Below are 15,159 nucleotides of genomic sequence, written 5' to 3'. Positions count from 1 at the left end.
GCTCAGGACCGCTCGTCTCAGCGCGGTGCGGCCGACTCCGCCCTGGCCAGCAGCTCGACCGCGCGAGTGATCGACTCCGGGGACAGGTGCGCGTACCCGATGACCAACCGGACGCCGGGCACCCGCGTCGGCGCGTGCTCGTAGTCGGACAGGGGGCGGAGGGTGATTCCGGCGGCGGTCGCGGCGGACAGCAGACGGGACGGGGGTCCGCAGCGCGGTGGGAGGGTGACGATGGCGTGCAGACCGGCGGCGATGCCGCTGGTCGTGGCGCCGGGGAAGTACGCGGCGAGCGCGGTGGTGAGCGTGTCGCGGCGGCGGCGGTAGAGGCGCTGGCAGCGGCGGAGGTGGCGGTCGTACTGCCCGGAGGTGAGGAAGTCGGCCAGGACGGCCTGCTCGGTGACCGGGTTGCCGAGGTCCATCGTGCGCTTGCGCGCGGCGGCGTCGGCGATGATGTCCGGCGGCGCGACGAGCCAGCCGAGCCGCAGCCCAGGGGCGAGGGTCTTGCTCACCGAGCCGGTGTAGGCGACATGGCCGGGCGCCAGGCCCTGGAGGGCGCCGACCGGCGCGCGGTCGTAGCGGAAGTCGCCGTCGTAGTCGTCCTCGATGACGAGACCGTCGACCGTACGGGCCCAGTCGGTGAGTTGGGCGCGCCGCCGCGCCGAGTACGCGACCCCGGTCGGGAACTGGTGGCAGGGCGTGACGATGGCGGACCGTACTCCGGCGGCGGCCAGCGCCGTCACCGACAGGCCCTCCTCGTCGACGGGCACCGGCACCGCCGTCAGCCCCGTCGCGCCGAGCAGTCCGCTCTGCTCGGGGCTGCCCGGGTCCTCGACGGCCGTCGCGCGCTCGCCGCGCCCGCGCAGGACGAAGCCGAGCAGGGTGTGCGCCTGGGCCACGCCGGAGCAGACCATCACCTGGTCGGGGTCCGCGGCCACCCCGCGCCGCCTGGCCAGCAACTCCGCGAGCGCCTCGCGCAGTTCGGGCAGGCCGCGCGGATCCGGGTAGCCGAAGGCGCGGTGCGGGAGCCGGGCGATCACCCGCCGGTGGGCGGCCGACCACGCGGCCCTCGGGAACAGGGAGAGGTCCGGCAGACCCGGCCTGAGGTCCGCGGGACCGCCCCGGTCGTCCACGGCGGGCATGGCCGTCGCGGCCGGTACGGGTACGGCGCCCGCGCCCGTCACCCACGTGCCGGAGCCCTGCCGCCCGCTGAGATACCCCTCGGCCGTGAGCTGCGCGTACGCGTCGGTGACCAGGCCCCTCGACACGCCGAGGTCGGCGGCCAGTTCGCGGCTGGCGGGCAGTTGCGTGCCGGGCGCGAGCCGTCCCGAGCGCACGGCGTCCCGCAGCGCCGCCTGGAGCGCCCGCCCCCGACCCCGCGGCGACGCCCCCGCGGAGGGCAGCAACAGCTCCCACGCGGCGGTCCATCCCTCGGGCTGGGCGCCGCGCCGCCCGTCGGCCGGCGGGCCCGCCGGGCCCGCCGTCCGGGGTACGTCCGGCCCGGCCGCCGCGGTCGGCGCGCCGCCCGCCCCCTCCGGGACCGCACCGGCACCATCCGAATTGGTCCTCTTAACTCCCATGGGAATGGACCTTAAACCGGACCGCTTGTCTCCATACCGTCGTCGTATGAACTCATCCCCACGCGTCGGCTTCCTCTTCGCCACTGTCGCCTGTGTCCTGGTCGGCGCGTCCTTCACCGCGGGCGGCGCGCTCGTGGACTATCCGCACGCGGGCGGCCAGGCGCTGCGTTACGGCTCGGCCTGTCTGCTGCTCCTGTGGCCCGCGCGCAAAGGCGCCGTGCGGAGACTGCGGGCGCTGACCGTACGCCAGTGGGCGCTGGCGGCGGGCGTGGCGGCGATCGGCATGGTCGGCTTCAACCTCGCGATCCTCGCGGCGGAGCGCACCGCGGAACCGGCGGTGCCGGGCGTGCTGGTCGGGTGCGCCCCGGTCGTGGTCGCGGTGCTCGTACCGCTCGGGGCGGGGCGGCGGCCGACGCGGACGGTCGCCGCGGGGGCCGTGCTCGTGGCGTCCGGCGCCTTCGTGGTGCAGGGCTGGGGCGGCACGGACGGCGTGGGGCTGTTCTGGTCGGTGATGGCGCTGGTGGGGGAGTGCGGATTCGCTCTGCTCGCGGCGCCGTTGGTGAAGCCGCTGGGGCCGCCGCTGCTGTCGGCGTGCGTGTGCGCGCTGGCCGCCGTGGAGGCGGGGACGCTGGGGCTGGTGACCGAGGGCCGGGCGGCGGTCCGCGTGCCCACCGGATCCGAGGCGCTGGCGCTCGGCTGGCAGTCGCTGGTGGCCACCGTGATCGGATTCCTGTGCTGGTACGCGGGCGTGCAGCGGATCGGCACCGAGCGCGCCACCCTCTTCTCCGGGCTGATCCCGGTGTCCGCCGCGGTGACCGCGCCCTTGGTGGCGGTCGGCACCTTCGGGGCGGGTCAACTCGCGGGCAGCGTCCTGGTCGCGGTCGGTGTCGCCGTCGGCTCGGGAGCGCTGCGGTCCCGCCGACGGCCGCTCGCGAAGGAACCTTCCGCGAACCGGCCTCTCGCGAACCGGCCTCTCGCGAAGCCGCTTCCCGAGCACGTACCCGACCGCGATCGGCGGACCGTTCCGGCGGCGGCGGACGCCCCATAGCCGGATGGCAAAATTCCGCGCGGCCGGGAACTCCCGCTGGGGTGGGCGAGTTGTGACAGTACGGGCCGGTGCGCGACACCGGTCCGGCCAGCAGCCCCGACCGGGCGCCCCCGTCCCGGTCGGGGCGTCGTCCGCCCGGTGCCGCCGCGCGCGGCGCCTCCCGCACGGTCCCTCGGCGGCGCCGAGGGACCGTGCGGCGCGTCACCAGACCTCCGTGAGTGCTTACTTGGCGCCGAGCACCTGCTGGAGCGGATCGATCGCGAAGTACGCGAGGAAGCACACCGACACACCCCACACCAGCGGATGCACCTCGCGCGCCTTGCCCAGCACGATCTTGATCACGACGAAGGACAGGAAGCCCGCGCCGATCCCGTTGGTGATGCTGTAGGTGAAGGGCATCACGGCGATGGTGAGGAAGGCCGGGATGCCGATGTCGTACTGCGTCCAGTCGATGGTGCGGACCTGCGCCATGAGCAGGAAGCCGACCGCGACCAGGGCGGGGGCGGCGGCCTGGGACGGGACGACGCCGGCGAGCGGGGTCAGGAAGAGCGCCACCACGAAGAGCGCGCCGGTGACGACGCTGGCCAGACCCGTACGGGCGCCCTCGCCGACACCCGCGGCGGATTCCACGTAGGCGGTGTTGGAGGAGGCGGAGGCCGCGCCGCCCGCGACGGCGGCGGCGCCGTCGATGAACAGCACGCGGCCGATGTTCGGCACCCGGCCCTGCTCGTCCAGCAGACCGGCCTCGTTGGAGATGCCGACGATCGTGCCCATCGCGTCGAAGAAGTCCGACAGCACGAGGGTGAAGACGAAGAGCGCGGCCGTGACGATGCCCGCCTCGCGGAAGCCGCCGAAGAGGCTGAAGTGACCGATCAGCCCGAAGTCGGGCGTGGACGTCACATGGTGCGGCACCTTGGGCACGGTCAGGCCCCACGCCGAGTCGGGCAGGTCGGCGATCTTGTTGACGACGATCGCCACGATCGTCATGACCACGATGCTGATCAGGATCGCGCCCTTGATCCGCCGCGCGACCAGCGCGACCGTCAGCAGCACACCGAGGCAGAAGACCAGCACCGGCCAGCCGGTGAGCGTCCCGGTCGCGCCGAGCTGCACCGGGACCGTCGTCTTCGCCGCGTCGGGGATACGGCTGGCGAATCCGGCGTCCACGAAGCCGATGAAGGCGATGAACAGGCCGATGCCCACGCTGATCGCCTGTTTGATCGGCTGCGGGATCGCGTTCATGATCGCCTCGCGCAGGCCGGTCGCGACGAGCACGCAGATCAGCAGGCCCTCCAGGACGACCAGGCCCATCGCGTCGGGCCAGCTCATCTTGGGCGCGAGCTGGAAGGCGACCACGGCGTTCAGGCCGAGACCGGCCGCGATCGCCAGCGGGAGGTTGCCGCCGACGCCCATGATCGCGGTCATCACGGCCGCCACCAGCGCGGTGGCGGTGGTGAGTTGGGCGACCGAGAGGTGGTGCCCGAACTTGTCCGTGGCGCTGCCCAGGATGATCGGGTTGAGCACGAGGATGTACGCCATCGTGAAGAAGGTGGCGAGACCGCCGCGTATCTCCCGGCCGGGCGTGGATCCGCGCTCCGATATCCGGAAGTAGCGGTCCAGCGGACTGGCCGCGGGTGGTGGTGCGGACGACGGCTTCTCCGCGTCCACGACGGGTCCTGACATGGTGCTCCTCTGGATTCAACAAACGGTGGAACGAGGGCGGGGCACACGGATTGTGCTCCCCGGTCGGCCGCGGCGGGTTTCCGTGGCGTTACCCCGTATCACCGTCGGGTTTCAGTCATGCCCAGGTCAACACCCGCGTCGTTTCCCACGGACATCACGAACGGCGTCTCAGCACACCGTCAACAACTCATGAACGTCTCGCGCGCCCGCCCCATAGCAGGCCGTCGCGTTCGAGGATTGGTCTTGACCAAGTTCACGAGGCGGCTCTATCTTCGAGACGTAGTAGTGCAAGGACCTTTAATAAATAGTGGTTCGGAAACAAGGCTGAACAAGCCGAGGGCGTGGCCGACAAGCCAGAGCCCGTCGCGGACCCGGTGATTGCGAGGACAGGGTGGGGACCACGCAGCTCGAATCGGTGCAGGAGCCGAAGTACTGGCACCTGAAGACCGTGCTGAACGACGCCCTCGACTCGGAGTTCGAGGTCGGTGAGATCCTGCCGAACGAGCGGGACCTGGCCGCCCGCTTCGGTGTCGCGCGCGCGACGCTCCGGCAGGCGCTCGAACAGTTGGAACTCGAAGGGCGCCTCCAGCGGCGCAGGGGGGTCGGCACCACCGTGGCACCGCCGCGGATGGGCGTGTCCGTGGGACCGGCCGCCGAGGCGTGGCCCGGCTCCGGCCGTGACTCCTGGAACACGGTGGGCTGCGTCGAGGCCGCCGCGCCCGGCCCGATCGCCGCGCTCCTCGGCACCGGCGGCGACGAGGCGGTGCACACCATCCGCCGCGAGCGCGTGATGCGCGGCCAGCACGTCGCGACCGAGCTGCTGTACGTGCCCCCGGCCTCGGTGCCCGAGCTGTCGACGATGCTCACGCCCGCCAACCACGGCCCCGCCGTCCTGCGCGAGCTGCACACGCTGGAGCTGGAGGGCGAGGACCGCTCCGTCGAGCTGGGCTCGGCCAGCGCCCAGGACGCCAAGCAGCTCGACCGGCTGCCCGGCGCGCCCGTCCTGGTCGTCACCACCCGCTACTTCTCCGAGGGCCGGGTCGCCGCCGCGTCGGTGGCCACGTACCGTGCCGACACCTGCCGGCTGACCTTCGGCGACTCGGGTGCTCTTGAGGTCACCCACCACCAGGACGACAGCCGCCAGGCTTCCTGAACCGGGCGGCTGCCCCGGCGGCGAGCGCCCACCGGTCGAGACCACCGGAGGCGCCGAGCCCGGCGGCCGTACGCCGACCCGATGTCACCATGGCGCGGTACTGATACGTCAGTGCCGCGCCAGTGACGTCTGCTCCACCGCGAAGAGCTGCTCCTCGACATGGTCCAGGGCCAGCCGCAGGGCGCCGGTCGCGATGGCCTCCTGCCCGAGCGCGGACAGCGTCACCTTCGGGGGCCGCAGACAGTAGCGCGCCAGCTCGGAACGGAGCGGCTCCAGGACCCCGTCGAGGCCCGCCGCCCAGCCGCCGACGACCACCAGCTCCGGGTCGATCGCCAGCACCAGCGCGGCGACGTCGTGCACCAGGCGGCGAAGGAAGCGCTCGACGGCGTCCTTGGCCTGTACGTCGCCCTTCTTCGCCAGCGCGAAGACCCGCGCGACCGCCGGTTCGTCGAGCGGGTGCAGCGGGGTGCCGGTGGTCGACAGCAGGTGCTCGGGCGTGACCTCGCGGCCCAGCAGGTGCAGGGCGCCGATCTCGCCCGCCGCGCCGCCGAAGCCGCGGTGCAGCCGCCCGCCGATCAGCGAACCCGCGCCGGGGCTCAGCCCGGCCAGGACGAAGACCACGTCGTCGGTGTCGACCGCGACACCCTTCCAGTGCTCGGCGACCGCCGCGACATTCGCGTCGTTCTCCACCAGCACCGGACAGCGGAAGGAGCGCTGCAACCGCTCGCCCAGCGGCAGCCCCGTCCAGCCGGGCAGCGCCGTGCTCAGCCGGACCTCGCCGTGCGCCTCCACGATGCCGGGGCTGCCCACGCCGACCGCCCACAGGGTGCTGCGGGCCACCCCGGCCTTGCGCAGCAGCTCGGCGACCGTGCCGCGGACCCGCTCCAGCCGGTCGTCGGCGGACGCGGCCTCGTCGACCTCGCGGCCGTGCGAGCCCAGCACCTGGCCGCTGAGGTCCGACAGCACCACCCGTACCTGGTGCGCGCCGATCTCGATGCCCAGCAGATGCCCGGCCTCGGCGTGGAAACGGAACCTGCGGGCGGGACGGCCCTGCTTGCGCGCGTCGGCGCCCTCGGGGGCCACCTCGACCACCAGGTCCGACTCGGCCAGGCCCTCGATGACGCCCTCGACGGTGGGCCGCGACAGTCCCGTGCTGTGCACCAGCTCGGTCAGCGTCGGGGCCTGCGCCCCGCGCAGCGCATGGAGGACGACCGCGGAATTGATCCGCCGGAGCAGGGATGGGTCCCCGCCGGTGAGCCGCCCCAACGTATGTCCTCCCAGCCTGTACCTGTGTGTGGCGGATCGTACCGGGCGCGGGCCGTCGCGGCGAGTGGTCGCCCGTACCCGCCAAGACGCGTGGCGTCCCGTAAGCGCTGACGGGACGCCAAACGTCCTACGGGGACGGTGCGCGGGAGCGGTGGAGTGCCGGTGCCGCGCGCGGCCGTCCCGCCGGCCCAGGCGGAACGGCAGGGCGGGGGGCTACGGCTTCGGCTCGTGACCCGCGGCGACGCGCAGTCGGGCGAACTCCTCCGCGAGAGCGGCCGGCGACCAGTGCGCGTTGAGGCCGCTGGGGCTCGGCAGCGCCCAGATCCGGGTCGCGCCGATCGTCCGCTCCTGCGGGCCGACCTGGGCGTGCTTGTCCGCGAAGGCCACCCGGTAGGCGGTGACGCCCAGCACGGCGAGCCAGCCGGGCCGGTACTCCTCGACCTTCGCGGTCAGCTGCTTCCCGCCCTCGACCAGCTCCCGCGCCGTCAGCTCGTCGGCCCGCGCGGTCGCCCGCCCGGCCACGTTGGTGATCCCGAGGCCGAGCGCGAGCATGTCCTCCTGCTCGGCCGGGGCGAACCGGCGCGGGGTGAAACCGGAGGCGTGCAGCGCGGGCCAGAAGCGGTTGCCCGGCCGGGCGAAGTGCTGCCCGAGATGCGCGGACATCAGCCCCGGATTGATCCCGCAGAACAGCACCCGCAGACCGCCCCCGATGACATCGTCCAGGGTGCGGTCGCGGGCCGCCGTGAGCTGTTCCGGAGTCATACGGGCTGCCGCCTGCTCGTCCTGCTCGTCCCGGTGGTCAGAGGATCGCGCCGGGGCGGTACGCGGCGGCCCGCGGATGCGCCTTGGTGACGTCCTCGATCCGCCGGACGGCCTCGGCGACCTGTCCGGCCGCCGCGCCCGTGAACGACAGCCGGTCGGCCATCAGCGCGTCGAGACCCGCCCGGTCCAGCGGGATCCGCGCGTCGGCGGCGAGCCGGTCGAGCAGTTCGTTGCGCTCGGTGCCCTGCTCGCGCATGGCCAGCGCGGACGCCACCGCGTTCTCCTTGATCGCCTCGTGCGCGACCTCGCGGCCGACGCCCGCGCGCACCGCGCCCATCAGCACCTTCGTGGTGGCCAGGAACGGCAGGTAGCGGTCCAGTTCGCGGGCGACGACGGCCGGGAAGGCACCGAATTCGTCCAGCACCGTCAGGAACGTCTCCAGCAGCCCGTCGAAGGCGAAGAAGGCGTCGGGCAGCGCGACCCGGCGCACCACCGAGCACGACACATCGCCCTCGTTCCACTGGTCGCCCGCCAGCTCGCCGGTCATCGACGCGTAACCGCGCAGGATCACCATCAGGCCGTTGACGCGTTCGCAGGAACGGGTGTTCATCTTGTGCGGCATCGCCGACGAGCCGACCTGGCCCGGCTTGAAGCCCTCGGTGACCAGCTCGTGCCCGGCCATCAGCCGGATCGTCTTGGCCAGCGACGAGGGACCGGCGGCGAGCTGCACCAGCGCCGTCACCGCGTCGTAGTCCAGCGACCGCGGGTACACCTGGCCGACCGAGGTGAAGGCCCGCGAGAAGCCGAGGTGGTCGGCGATCCGCTGCTCCAGATCCGCCAGCTTCGCGCTGTCGCCGCCCAGCAGGTCCAGCATGTCCTGCGCGGTGCCGACCGGACCCTTGATGCCGCGCAGCGGATAGCGGCCGATCAGGTCCTCGACCCGCTCGAAGGCCACCAGCAGTTCGTCCGCGGTCGTCGCGAAGCGCTTGCCCAACGTCGTCGCCTGCGCCGCCACATTGTGCGAGCGGCCCGCCATCACCAGCTCCGCGTACTCACCCGCGAGCTGCCCCAGCCGCGCGAGCACCGCGACCGTACGGTCCCTGACGTGCTCCAGCGACAGCCGGATCTGAAGCTGTTCCACATTCTCCGTCAGGTCCCGTGACGTCATGCCCTTGTGGACCTGCTCGTGCCCGGCCAGCGCGTTGAACTCCTCGATGCGCGCCTTCACATCGTGCCGGGTGACCTTCTCGCGCTCCGCGATCGAGCCGAGGTCGACCTGCTCGACCACCCGCTCGTAATCCGCGATGGCCTGCTCCGGCACCTCGATCCCCAGGTCCTTCTGCGCCCGCAGCACGGCCAGCCACAGCCTGCGCTCCAGCACCACCTTCTGCTCGGGAGACCACAAGGTGGCCAGCTCCGCCGAGGCGTAGCGGCCGGCGAGGACATTGGGGATGCGCGGCTTAGCAGTCACGTGCGGAGAGTTTACCGGGTATCCGGGCGGCCGGATTCCGCCGGTCACACGCGCCGGAGCCCTGGTCAGCGGTCCGGGAACGGGGCCGTGACCGCCGCGCGCCGCAGGTGCCCCCGGCGCCGTACCACTGCCGAGTCGACCCGGGTCTGTCGTAGGTCTGCGCCGGGCGTACGCGGCCGCCCGGACGCTTCCGCGCGTCGGTTCGCGCCCTGTCCCCGGTGATCGGCGAGGTCCCACGATCGAGGTGTGGCGATTCGCACGATTTCTGCCACATGTTCTGCTACCCGGTCACCCGGCTGTCCGGGACCGAGACGGAAGGAACACGCTCATGAGCACGTCATCAGGGGACGGACCTCCGCAGGACGAGGTCCGCGCGGTCACCACCGCCCAACTGACCCAGGTCGCCGACAACGGCATCTGGGGCACGGGCGCGAGCGTCAATCCCGACGCGGCCAACCTGGGCGAGGCGCTGGTCGCCGCGTTGCAGGGCAACACCACCCAGAACCTGCTGCCGCGCGACCTGCGCCGGCTCACCGACGACGTGCTGCGGGTCGCCACCGTCGGCTTCCCATGGATCCGGGCCCAGGACGGGACCCGGCTGGCGGCGCACACCATCAGGCACAACTCCGCGGAACCGCGCCCGCTGGTCATCCTCCCCGCCGGCTGGACCCCGGTCGGCTGGCCGCTGTTCGAGTACGCGCACCTGACCCTGGCCCTCAAGGGCTACCACGTGCTGGCGTACACCCCGCGCGGGATCGGCCTGACCGTGAACATCCCCGGCCACGGGTACGTGGACGGCCCGTTCACCTCGGGCGGCTTCATCGACGTCGGCGGACCCAACGACTGGGCCGACGGGTCCTCGGTGATCGACTACGCGCAGGAGCACTTCGCGCCGAGCAGGATCGGATTCCTGGGCGAGTCCTACGGGTCCGGGATCAGCCAGCTCGTCGCGGCGAACGACGACCGGGTGGACGCGGTCGTGGCGCTGAGCACCTGGGGCAATCTGGCCACCAGCCTCTACCACCACGACACCCGGCACCTCCAGGCCGTGGCCGTCCTGCTCGCCCTGACCGGCGGACCCGTGGAGCGCAAATTCGACGAGGCCACCCAGCAGATCCTGGCGGACTTCCACGCGAATCAGAACATGGACACGGTCGTGGCGTGGGGCACGGAGCGCGCGCCGGAGGCGTACACCGACGCCACCAACGACCGCGGTGTCCCGACCTTCATCTCCAACACCTGGCACGAGGGCCTGTTCCCGGTCAACCAGGTGCTTGCCACCTTCAACCGCCTCACCGTCCCCAAGCGGCTGAACATGTGGATCGGTGACCACGCGGTGCCGGAGGGTCCCGGACTGACCGGACCGCTGGCCGGGCCGACCGGCCCCAACCTCGCGATGGCCGAGGCGTACGCCTGGCTCGACCACCACCTGCGGGGCGAGGCGAACGACGTGCCCGACTGGCCTCAGGTCAACAACCAGATCATGTTCACCTACGAGACCCGGCCGGGCTCCGGCACCGGAGACGACACCGTCGTCACCCCGGCGCGGCGCGAACCCCGGCAGACCTGGGGCGACGTCACCGTCTCCACCGAACGCTGGTATCTGGCCAACACCGGGGCCGGGCGCCGGGACGGTTCACTGACCGAGGAGCCCGCGCCCGGCTGGTCGCGCGGGTTCATCGCCGGGCACCTGACCGAGGCCACGGCGGTGGACGGGATCGTGGCGACCGGCAAGGCCGAGTGGAACGGCAATCCGAAGACCTACGAGACGGAGAAGTTCGACCGGCAGCACCTGGCGCTGTGGGCCACCGATCCGCTCCCCGCGGGCGCGGACCCGCACGTGGCACGCCGGATTCGCGGCATCCCCGAGGTCCGGCTGACCGTGCGCAGCTCCGCCGCGTCCACGACCCTGGTCGCGTATCTCTTCGACATCGCCGAGGACCGGACGGCGCGGATCGTCACGCACGAGCCGTACACCCTGTCCGACCTCGTGCCCGGCCAGGACACCACCGTCACCTGGCAGCTCCAGGCCGCCGCCTACGACGTGCCCGTCGGCCACCGGCTGGCCCTGGTCGTCAACAGCAAGGACAAGCTCTACTCCGACGCCGACGTCGAGGGCAGCACGACCACCGTCAGCTCCCCGCCGGGAGAGGAGTCCCACCTGGACCTGCCGCTGGGCTGACGGGCGACCCCGTCGTACAGCGGATCAGTCGTCGTACGACGGACCGGCCGCCCACGGCAGCAGGTCGGGGCGCTTGGCGGGGCGGCCGTCGCCGGAGGAGCGGCCGGTGAGGCGGCGGCCGATCCACGGGACGAGGTGTCGGCGGGTGAAGCGCAGGTCGGCCGTGCGGCGGGCGGTCCAGCCGGGGCGGACCGCCGGGGGGAGACCGACCGTCCAGTCGGACTCGGCGGGATGGCCGAGGGTCTGCCAGACGGCCTCGGCGACGCGCCGGTGGCCGTCCGCCGTGAGGTGGAGCCGGTCGTCGGCCCACATGCGCTGGTCGCCCAGGACCTCGGCGCCGTAGAGGTCGACGACCAGGGCGCCGTGGCGGGCCGCGAGGTCGTCGAGGAAGGCGAAGAGCTGTTCCATCCGGGGCAGGAAGCGGGCGGCGACCGGCCCGCGCCGGGCGGGGCTGCGCATCAGGACGAGCTGGCCGCAGGCCGGCGCGAGCCGTTCGACACAGCTCTCCAGGACCGCGCAGACCTCCTCCACGTCGCACTTGGGCCGCAGCACGTCGTTGAGGCCGCCGACCAGGGTGATCAGGTCGGCGCCCATCGCGGCGGCCACGTCGACCTGGTCCTCGGAGATCTGCCGGATCAGCTTGCCGCGCACGGCGAGATTCGCGTACCGGAAGCCCGGACCGTCCCCCGGCTCCGTCTGCTGAGCGGTCCCGGTCGCGGTTCCGTCCCCGCCCCCGGTGGCGGTGCGGGAAGCGGCGGCGAGGCGGGCGGCGAGCAGGTCCGCCCAGCCCCGGTAGGACCCGTCGGGCAGCAGGTCGGACATGCCCTCGGTGAAGGAGTCGCCGACCGCGACGAAGCTGCTGTACGCGGCCGGCGTCCGCGCGCCCGCCTCCGCGCCCGCCTGTGTGTCTGTCTGTGCGTCATTCTGCATGGCGCCGGAGATCCTATGCGACCGCTCAGGAGCACCGGCAACGAGGTCGGGACCCGTACCCGGTCGCCCCGGCCGTTCAGGGGCGTCCGGGACCGACCAGCTCCTTGAGCACGTCCTCCATCGTCACCAGCCCGATGCCGCGCCCCGCGTCGTCCACGACCGCCGCCAGGTGGGCGCTGCCCGCCCGCATCGCGGTGAGGACGTCGTCCAGCGGGGTGGCGGCGCCGACGCGGGTGATGTGCCGCAGGGCGGTGCGCCGGAAGGGCGCGTCCCGCGGATCGGCGTCCAGGGCGTCCTTGACGTGCAGGTAGCCCAGGACCCGGCCGTCGGGGTCGGCGACCGGGAAGCGGGAGTAACCGGAGTCGGCGGCGAGCGCTTCCAGGCCCTCGGGCGTGATGCCCAGCGGCGCGCGTACCACCCGCTCGGGCGGCACCACGATCTCGCCGATCGGCCGCCTGCCCAGCTCCAGGGCGTCCCGCAGCCGCTCGGCGGCCCGCTCGTCGAGCAGCCCCGCCGCCCCGGCGTCCACCACCATCCGGGACAGCTCGTCGTCGGAGAAGACGGCCGCCACCTCGGAGCGCGGCTCCACCCGCAGCAGCCGCAGCAGCGTGTTGGCGAACGCGTTGATCGCGAAGATCACCGGCCGCAGCGCCCTGGTCAGCCCCACCAGCGGGGGGCCGAGGACCAGCGCGGACCGCACCGGATCGGCCAGCGCGATGTTCTTCGGCACCATCTCGCCGAACAGCATGTGCAGATACGTGGCCACGGCCAGCGCGATCACGAACGCGATGACGTGGATCGCGCCCTCCGGCACGTGCACGGCGTGGAACACCGGCTCCAGCAGGTGCGCGATGGCGGGCTCGGCGACGATACCGAGCACCAGCGTGCACACGGTGATGCCGAGCTGCGCCGCGGCCAGCAGCGGCGAGAGGTGTTCCAGACCCCACACCACGCTGCGGGCGCGGCGGTCGCCGCTCTCGGCGAGGGTTTCCACCTGGCCGCGGCGTACCGAGATCATGGCGAATTCGGCGCCGACGAAGAACGCGTTCACCACGAGGGTGAGCGCGCCGATGAGCAACTGGACGACGGTCATCGGTCACGTCTCCGCTCGGCCGTGCCCGCGGTGTCGCCGGGCGCGTTGCCGGGCGGGTTGCCCGCCGTGGCGCCGGGCGTGCCGCCCGCCGCCCTGTCCGCGGCGGCGGGGGCCCGGGCCGCCCGCGCGGGGGAGATCAGCCGGGCCCGCGACGCCCGGTGCCCGCTCGCGTCGGTGACCTCGATCCGCCAGCCGTCCAGCTCGAAGGCGTCGCCGCGCGCCGGGATACGGCCGAGGCGCTGGGCCACCAGACCGGCCAGCGTCTCGTACGGCCCGTCGGGGGCGTGCAGCCCGATCCGCTCCAACTGGTCCTCGGTACGGGTCGCGCCGTCCGCGTCGTAGATCCGCCGCCCGTCCGGCGCCTCCCGCAGGAAGAGCAGGTCGGGAAGCTCGTGCGGGTCGTGCTCGTCGCGGACCTCGCCCACGACCTCCTCCACGATGTCCTCCATGGTCACCACGCCCGCCGTGCCCCCGTACTCGTCGATCACCACGGCCATCGAGCGCCGTCCGCCCAGCCGGTCGAGCAGCCGGTCGACCGTCAGCGTCTCCGGGACCAGCAGCGGTTCGCGCAGCAGCTCGGTGACCGGCACGCGCGGGCGCCGGTCGGCGGGGACCGCGAGGACGTCCTTGATGTGGGCGGTGCCGATCACCGAGTCCAGGCTGCCGCGGTAGACGGGGAAGCGGGACAGGCCGGTCGCGCGGGTCGCGTTCGCCACGTCCTCGGCGGTGGCCTGTGCTTCGAGCGCGGTGACCTGGACGCGCGGCGTCATCACGTTCTCCGCGGTGAGCTCGGCGAGGTTGAGGGTACGGACGAACAGCTCCGCGGTGTCCGCCTCCAGCACACCCTCCTTGGCCGAGTGCCGGGCCAGCGCGGCCAGCTCCTGCGGGCCGCGCGCCGACGCCAGCTCCTCCGCGGGTTCGAGGCCCATCGCGCGCAGCACCCGGTTCGCGGTGTTGTTGAGGTGGTGGATCAGCGGGTGGAAGGCGGCGGTGAAGGCGCGCTGCGGCGCCGCCACGGCCTTGGCGACCGGCAGCGGAGTGGAGATCGCCCAGTTCTTCGGCACCAGCTCGCCGACCACCATCAGCGCCACCGTGGACAGGGCGGTGCCCAGCACCAGGGCGACGGAGGACGACGCCGAGTCCGGCAGCCCCGCGGCCCGCAGCGGCCCGCGCAGCAGCTCCGCGATCGAGCTCTTGGCGAGCATGCCGATGACCAGCCCCGTCACGGTGATGCCGAGCTGCGCGCCGGAGAGCTGCACGGTCAGTGTGCGGACGGCCGCCAGCGCGGCCGCGGCGCCGCGCTCGCCGTCCCGCGTCGCGCGCTCCAGCTCACCGCGCTCGATCGTGGTCAGGGAGAATTCGGCCGCGACGAAGACGCCGCAGGCGAGGGTGAGCAGTACGGCCACCAACAGCAGAAGTGTTTCAGTCATCCGGTCACCTCGGTCCCATGATCGGCCACGACCGGGCCGACCGCTCGGTATTGGCGGTCCGGGGCCGGCCCGGTCGTCGCTCGGTGAACCGTCATGAGGTGAGCGGTTTGGTCCACCGGCGCCAGCGGGACTCGCGGGTGTACCCGGCCGCTCTCCAGGCGTGCTGCGCCCGCTCGTTGCGTTCGAGCACCATCGCGTCGCCGCGCCTGCCGCCGAGCGCGGTGAAGCGGCGTTCGGCGGCGTCTAGGAGCGCGGTCGCTACGCCCTGACGCCGGGCGTCCGGGTGGACGGCGAGGCGGTAGAGGTGGCAGCGCCAGCCGTCGAAACCGGCGATGACCGTACCGACGAGGTCGCCGTCCCGCTCGGCGAGGAGCAGGGCGCCGGGGTCGCGGGCGATCAGTCGTTCCACTCCCGCCCGGTCGTCGCTGATGCTGGTGCCCTCGGCCGCGACCCGCCAGAAGGCGAGGACGGGCAGGGCGTCGGAGGGGGTGGCGGTCCGAAGGTGAAGATCGCTCATCACCGCAGCCAATCACCGCACCGATTTCCGGGTGGGGAATTCCGGCA

The 15,159-nt window shown here is 73.0% G+C and carries 12 protein-coding genes; 3 read left to right on the top strand and 9 right to left on the bottom strand.

The window, feature by feature from the left end; all coding sequences use genetic code 11:
* Positions 1 to 17 precede the first annotated feature (17 nt).
* The gene (locus ACIOC1_RS13115) at positions 18 to 1,577 is read right to left on the bottom strand and encodes a PLP-dependent aminotransferase family protein (protein ID WP_401853905.1); all 1,560 of its coding nucleotides are present in this window, start codon (positions 1,575 to 1,577) and stop codon (positions 18 to 20) included.
* A 46-nt stretch (positions 1,578 to 1,623) separates the two neighbouring features.
* Here ACIOC1_RS13115 and ACIOC1_RS13110 point away from each other — a divergent pair, with 46 nt between their 5' ends.
* Positions 1,624 to 2,625: a DMT family transporter gene (locus tag ACIOC1_RS13110; protein ID WP_401853902.1), complete on the top strand. Its 1,002-nt coding sequence runs from the start codon at positions 1,624 to 1,626 to the stop codon at positions 2,623 to 2,625.
* A gap of 222 nt (positions 2,626 to 2,847) precedes the next feature.
* Here ACIOC1_RS13110 and ACIOC1_RS13105 read toward each other — a convergent pair whose 3' ends face one another.
* Positions 2,848 to 4,308, bottom strand: coding sequence for an NCS2 family permease (locus ACIOC1_RS13105; RefSeq protein ID WP_401853900.1), 1,461 nt, complete (start codon positions 4,306 to 4,308; stop codon positions 2,848 to 2,850).
* A gap of 391 nt (positions 4,309 to 4,699) precedes the next feature.
* On the opposite strand from ACIOC1_RS13105, the gene ACIOC1_RS13100 reads away from it, so the two are divergent.
* The gene (locus tag ACIOC1_RS13100) at positions 4,700 to 5,461 is read left to right on the top strand and encodes a GntR family transcriptional regulator (protein ID WP_401853898.1); all 762 of its coding nucleotides are present in this window, start codon (positions 4,700 to 4,702) and stop codon (positions 5,459 to 5,461) included.
* 108 nt (positions 5,462 to 5,569) lie between these two features.
* Here ACIOC1_RS13100 and ACIOC1_RS13095 read toward each other — a convergent pair whose 3' ends face one another.
* The 3 genes from ACIOC1_RS13095 to purB form a co-directional block, all read right to left on the bottom strand.
* Complete coding sequence (locus ACIOC1_RS13095) at positions 5,570 to 6,727, bottom strand: ROK family protein (protein WP_355341235.1); 1,158 nt, start codon at positions 6,725 to 6,727, stop codon at positions 5,570 to 5,572.
* 213 nt (positions 6,728 to 6,940) lie between these two features.
* On the bottom strand, positions 6,941 to 7,489 hold the full coding sequence (gene mug, locus ACIOC1_RS13090) for a G/U mismatch-specific DNA glycosylase (protein ID WP_401311128.1): 549 nt from the start codon (positions 7,487 to 7,489) through the stop codon (positions 6,941 to 6,943).
* Positions 7,490 to 7,526: 37 nt separating this feature from the next.
* Entirely contained in the window at positions 7,527 to 8,960 is a 1,434-nt protein-coding gene (purB, locus tag ACIOC1_RS13085) for an adenylosuccinate lyase (protein WP_401853895.1), read from the bottom strand.
* 328 nt (positions 8,961 to 9,288) lie between these two features.
* On the opposite strand from purB, the gene ACIOC1_RS13080 reads away from it, so the two are divergent.
* Positions 9,289 to 11,142 carry a CocE/NonD family hydrolase C-terminal non-catalytic domain-containing protein gene (locus ACIOC1_RS13080; RefSeq protein WP_401853893.1) on the top strand — a complete coding sequence of 618 codons (1,854 nt, stop codon included), beginning with the start codon at positions 9,289 to 9,291 and terminating at the stop codon, positions 11,140 to 11,142.
* Positions 11,143 to 11,166: 24 nt separating this feature from the next.
* Here ACIOC1_RS13080 and ACIOC1_RS13075 read toward each other — a convergent pair whose 3' ends face one another.
* From ACIOC1_RS13075 to ACIOC1_RS13060, 4 genes are all read right to left on the bottom strand, one after another.
* Complete coding sequence (locus ACIOC1_RS13075) at positions 11,167 to 12,072, bottom strand: SGNH/GDSL hydrolase family protein (protein WP_401853891.1); 906 nt, start codon at positions 12,070 to 12,072, stop codon at positions 11,167 to 11,169.
* Between the two features lie 76 nt (positions 12,073 to 12,148).
* The gene (locus ACIOC1_RS13070) at positions 12,149 to 13,165 is read right to left on the bottom strand and encodes a hemolysin family protein (RefSeq protein ID WP_355341220.1); all 1,017 of its coding nucleotides are present in this window, start codon (positions 13,163 to 13,165) and stop codon (positions 12,149 to 12,151) included.
* Entirely contained in the window at positions 13,162 to 14,595 is a 1,434-nt protein-coding gene (locus ACIOC1_RS13065) for a hemolysin family protein (RefSeq protein WP_401853888.1), read from the bottom strand. Before ACIOC1_RS13065 ends, ACIOC1_RS13070 begins: the two co-directional genes overlap by 4 nt.
* A 91-nt stretch (positions 14,596 to 14,686) precedes the next feature.
* Complete coding sequence (locus tag ACIOC1_RS13060; protein ID WP_355341214.1) at positions 14,687 to 15,112, bottom strand: GNAT family N-acetyltransferase; 426 nt, start codon at positions 15,110 to 15,112, stop codon at positions 14,687 to 14,689.
* Positions 15,113 to 15,159 lie beyond the last annotated feature (47 nt).

Source organism: Streptomyces sp. NPDC088197, from assembly GCF_044741185.1.
Classification (GTDB): Bacteria; Actinomycetota; Actinomycetes; order Streptomycetales; family Streptomycetaceae; genus Actinacidiphila.
The sequence above is the reverse complement of the archived record's forward strand: the minus strand, read 5'-3'. Positions and strand labels throughout refer to the sequence as shown.

What these genes read in the sequence shown, in the direction of transcription:
- ACIOC1_RS13110 (WP_401853902.1), top strand. Translation starts at nt 1,624, where the DNA reads ATGAACTCATCCCCACGCGTCGGCTTCCTCTTCGCCACTGTCGCCTGT.
- ACIOC1_RS13060 (WP_355341214.1), bottom strand. Translation starts at nt 15,112, where the DNA reads ATGAGCGATCTTCACCTTCGGACCGCCACCCCCTCCGACGCCCTGCCC.
- ACIOC1_RS13105 (WP_401853900.1), bottom strand. Translation starts at nt 4,308, where the DNA reads ATGTCAGGACCCGTCGTGGACGCGGAGAAGCCGTCGTCCGCACCACCA.
- ACIOC1_RS13115 (WP_401853905.1), bottom strand. Translation starts at nt 1,577, where the DNA reads ATGGGAGTTAAGAGGACCAATTCGGATGGTGCCGGTGCGGTCCCGGAG.
- ACIOC1_RS13070 (WP_355341220.1), bottom strand. Translation starts at nt 13,165, where the DNA reads ATGACCGTCGTCCAGTTGCTCATCGGCGCGCTCACCCTCGTGGTGAAC.
- ACIOC1_RS13080 (WP_401853893.1), top strand. Translation starts at nt 9,289, where the DNA reads ATGAGCACGTCATCAGGGGACGGACCTCCGCAGGACGAGGTCCGCGCG.
- ACIOC1_RS13065 (WP_401853888.1), bottom strand. Translation starts at nt 14,595, where the DNA reads ATGACTGAAACACTTCTGCTGTTGGTGGCCGTACTGCTCACCCTCGCC.
- mug (WP_401311128.1), bottom strand. Translation starts at nt 7,489, where the DNA reads ATGACTCCGGAACAGCTCACGGCGGCCCGCGACCGCACCCTGGACGAT.
- ACIOC1_RS13075 (WP_401853891.1), bottom strand. Translation starts at nt 12,072, where the DNA reads ATGCAGAATGACGCACAGACAGACACACAGGCGGGCGCGGAGGCGGGC.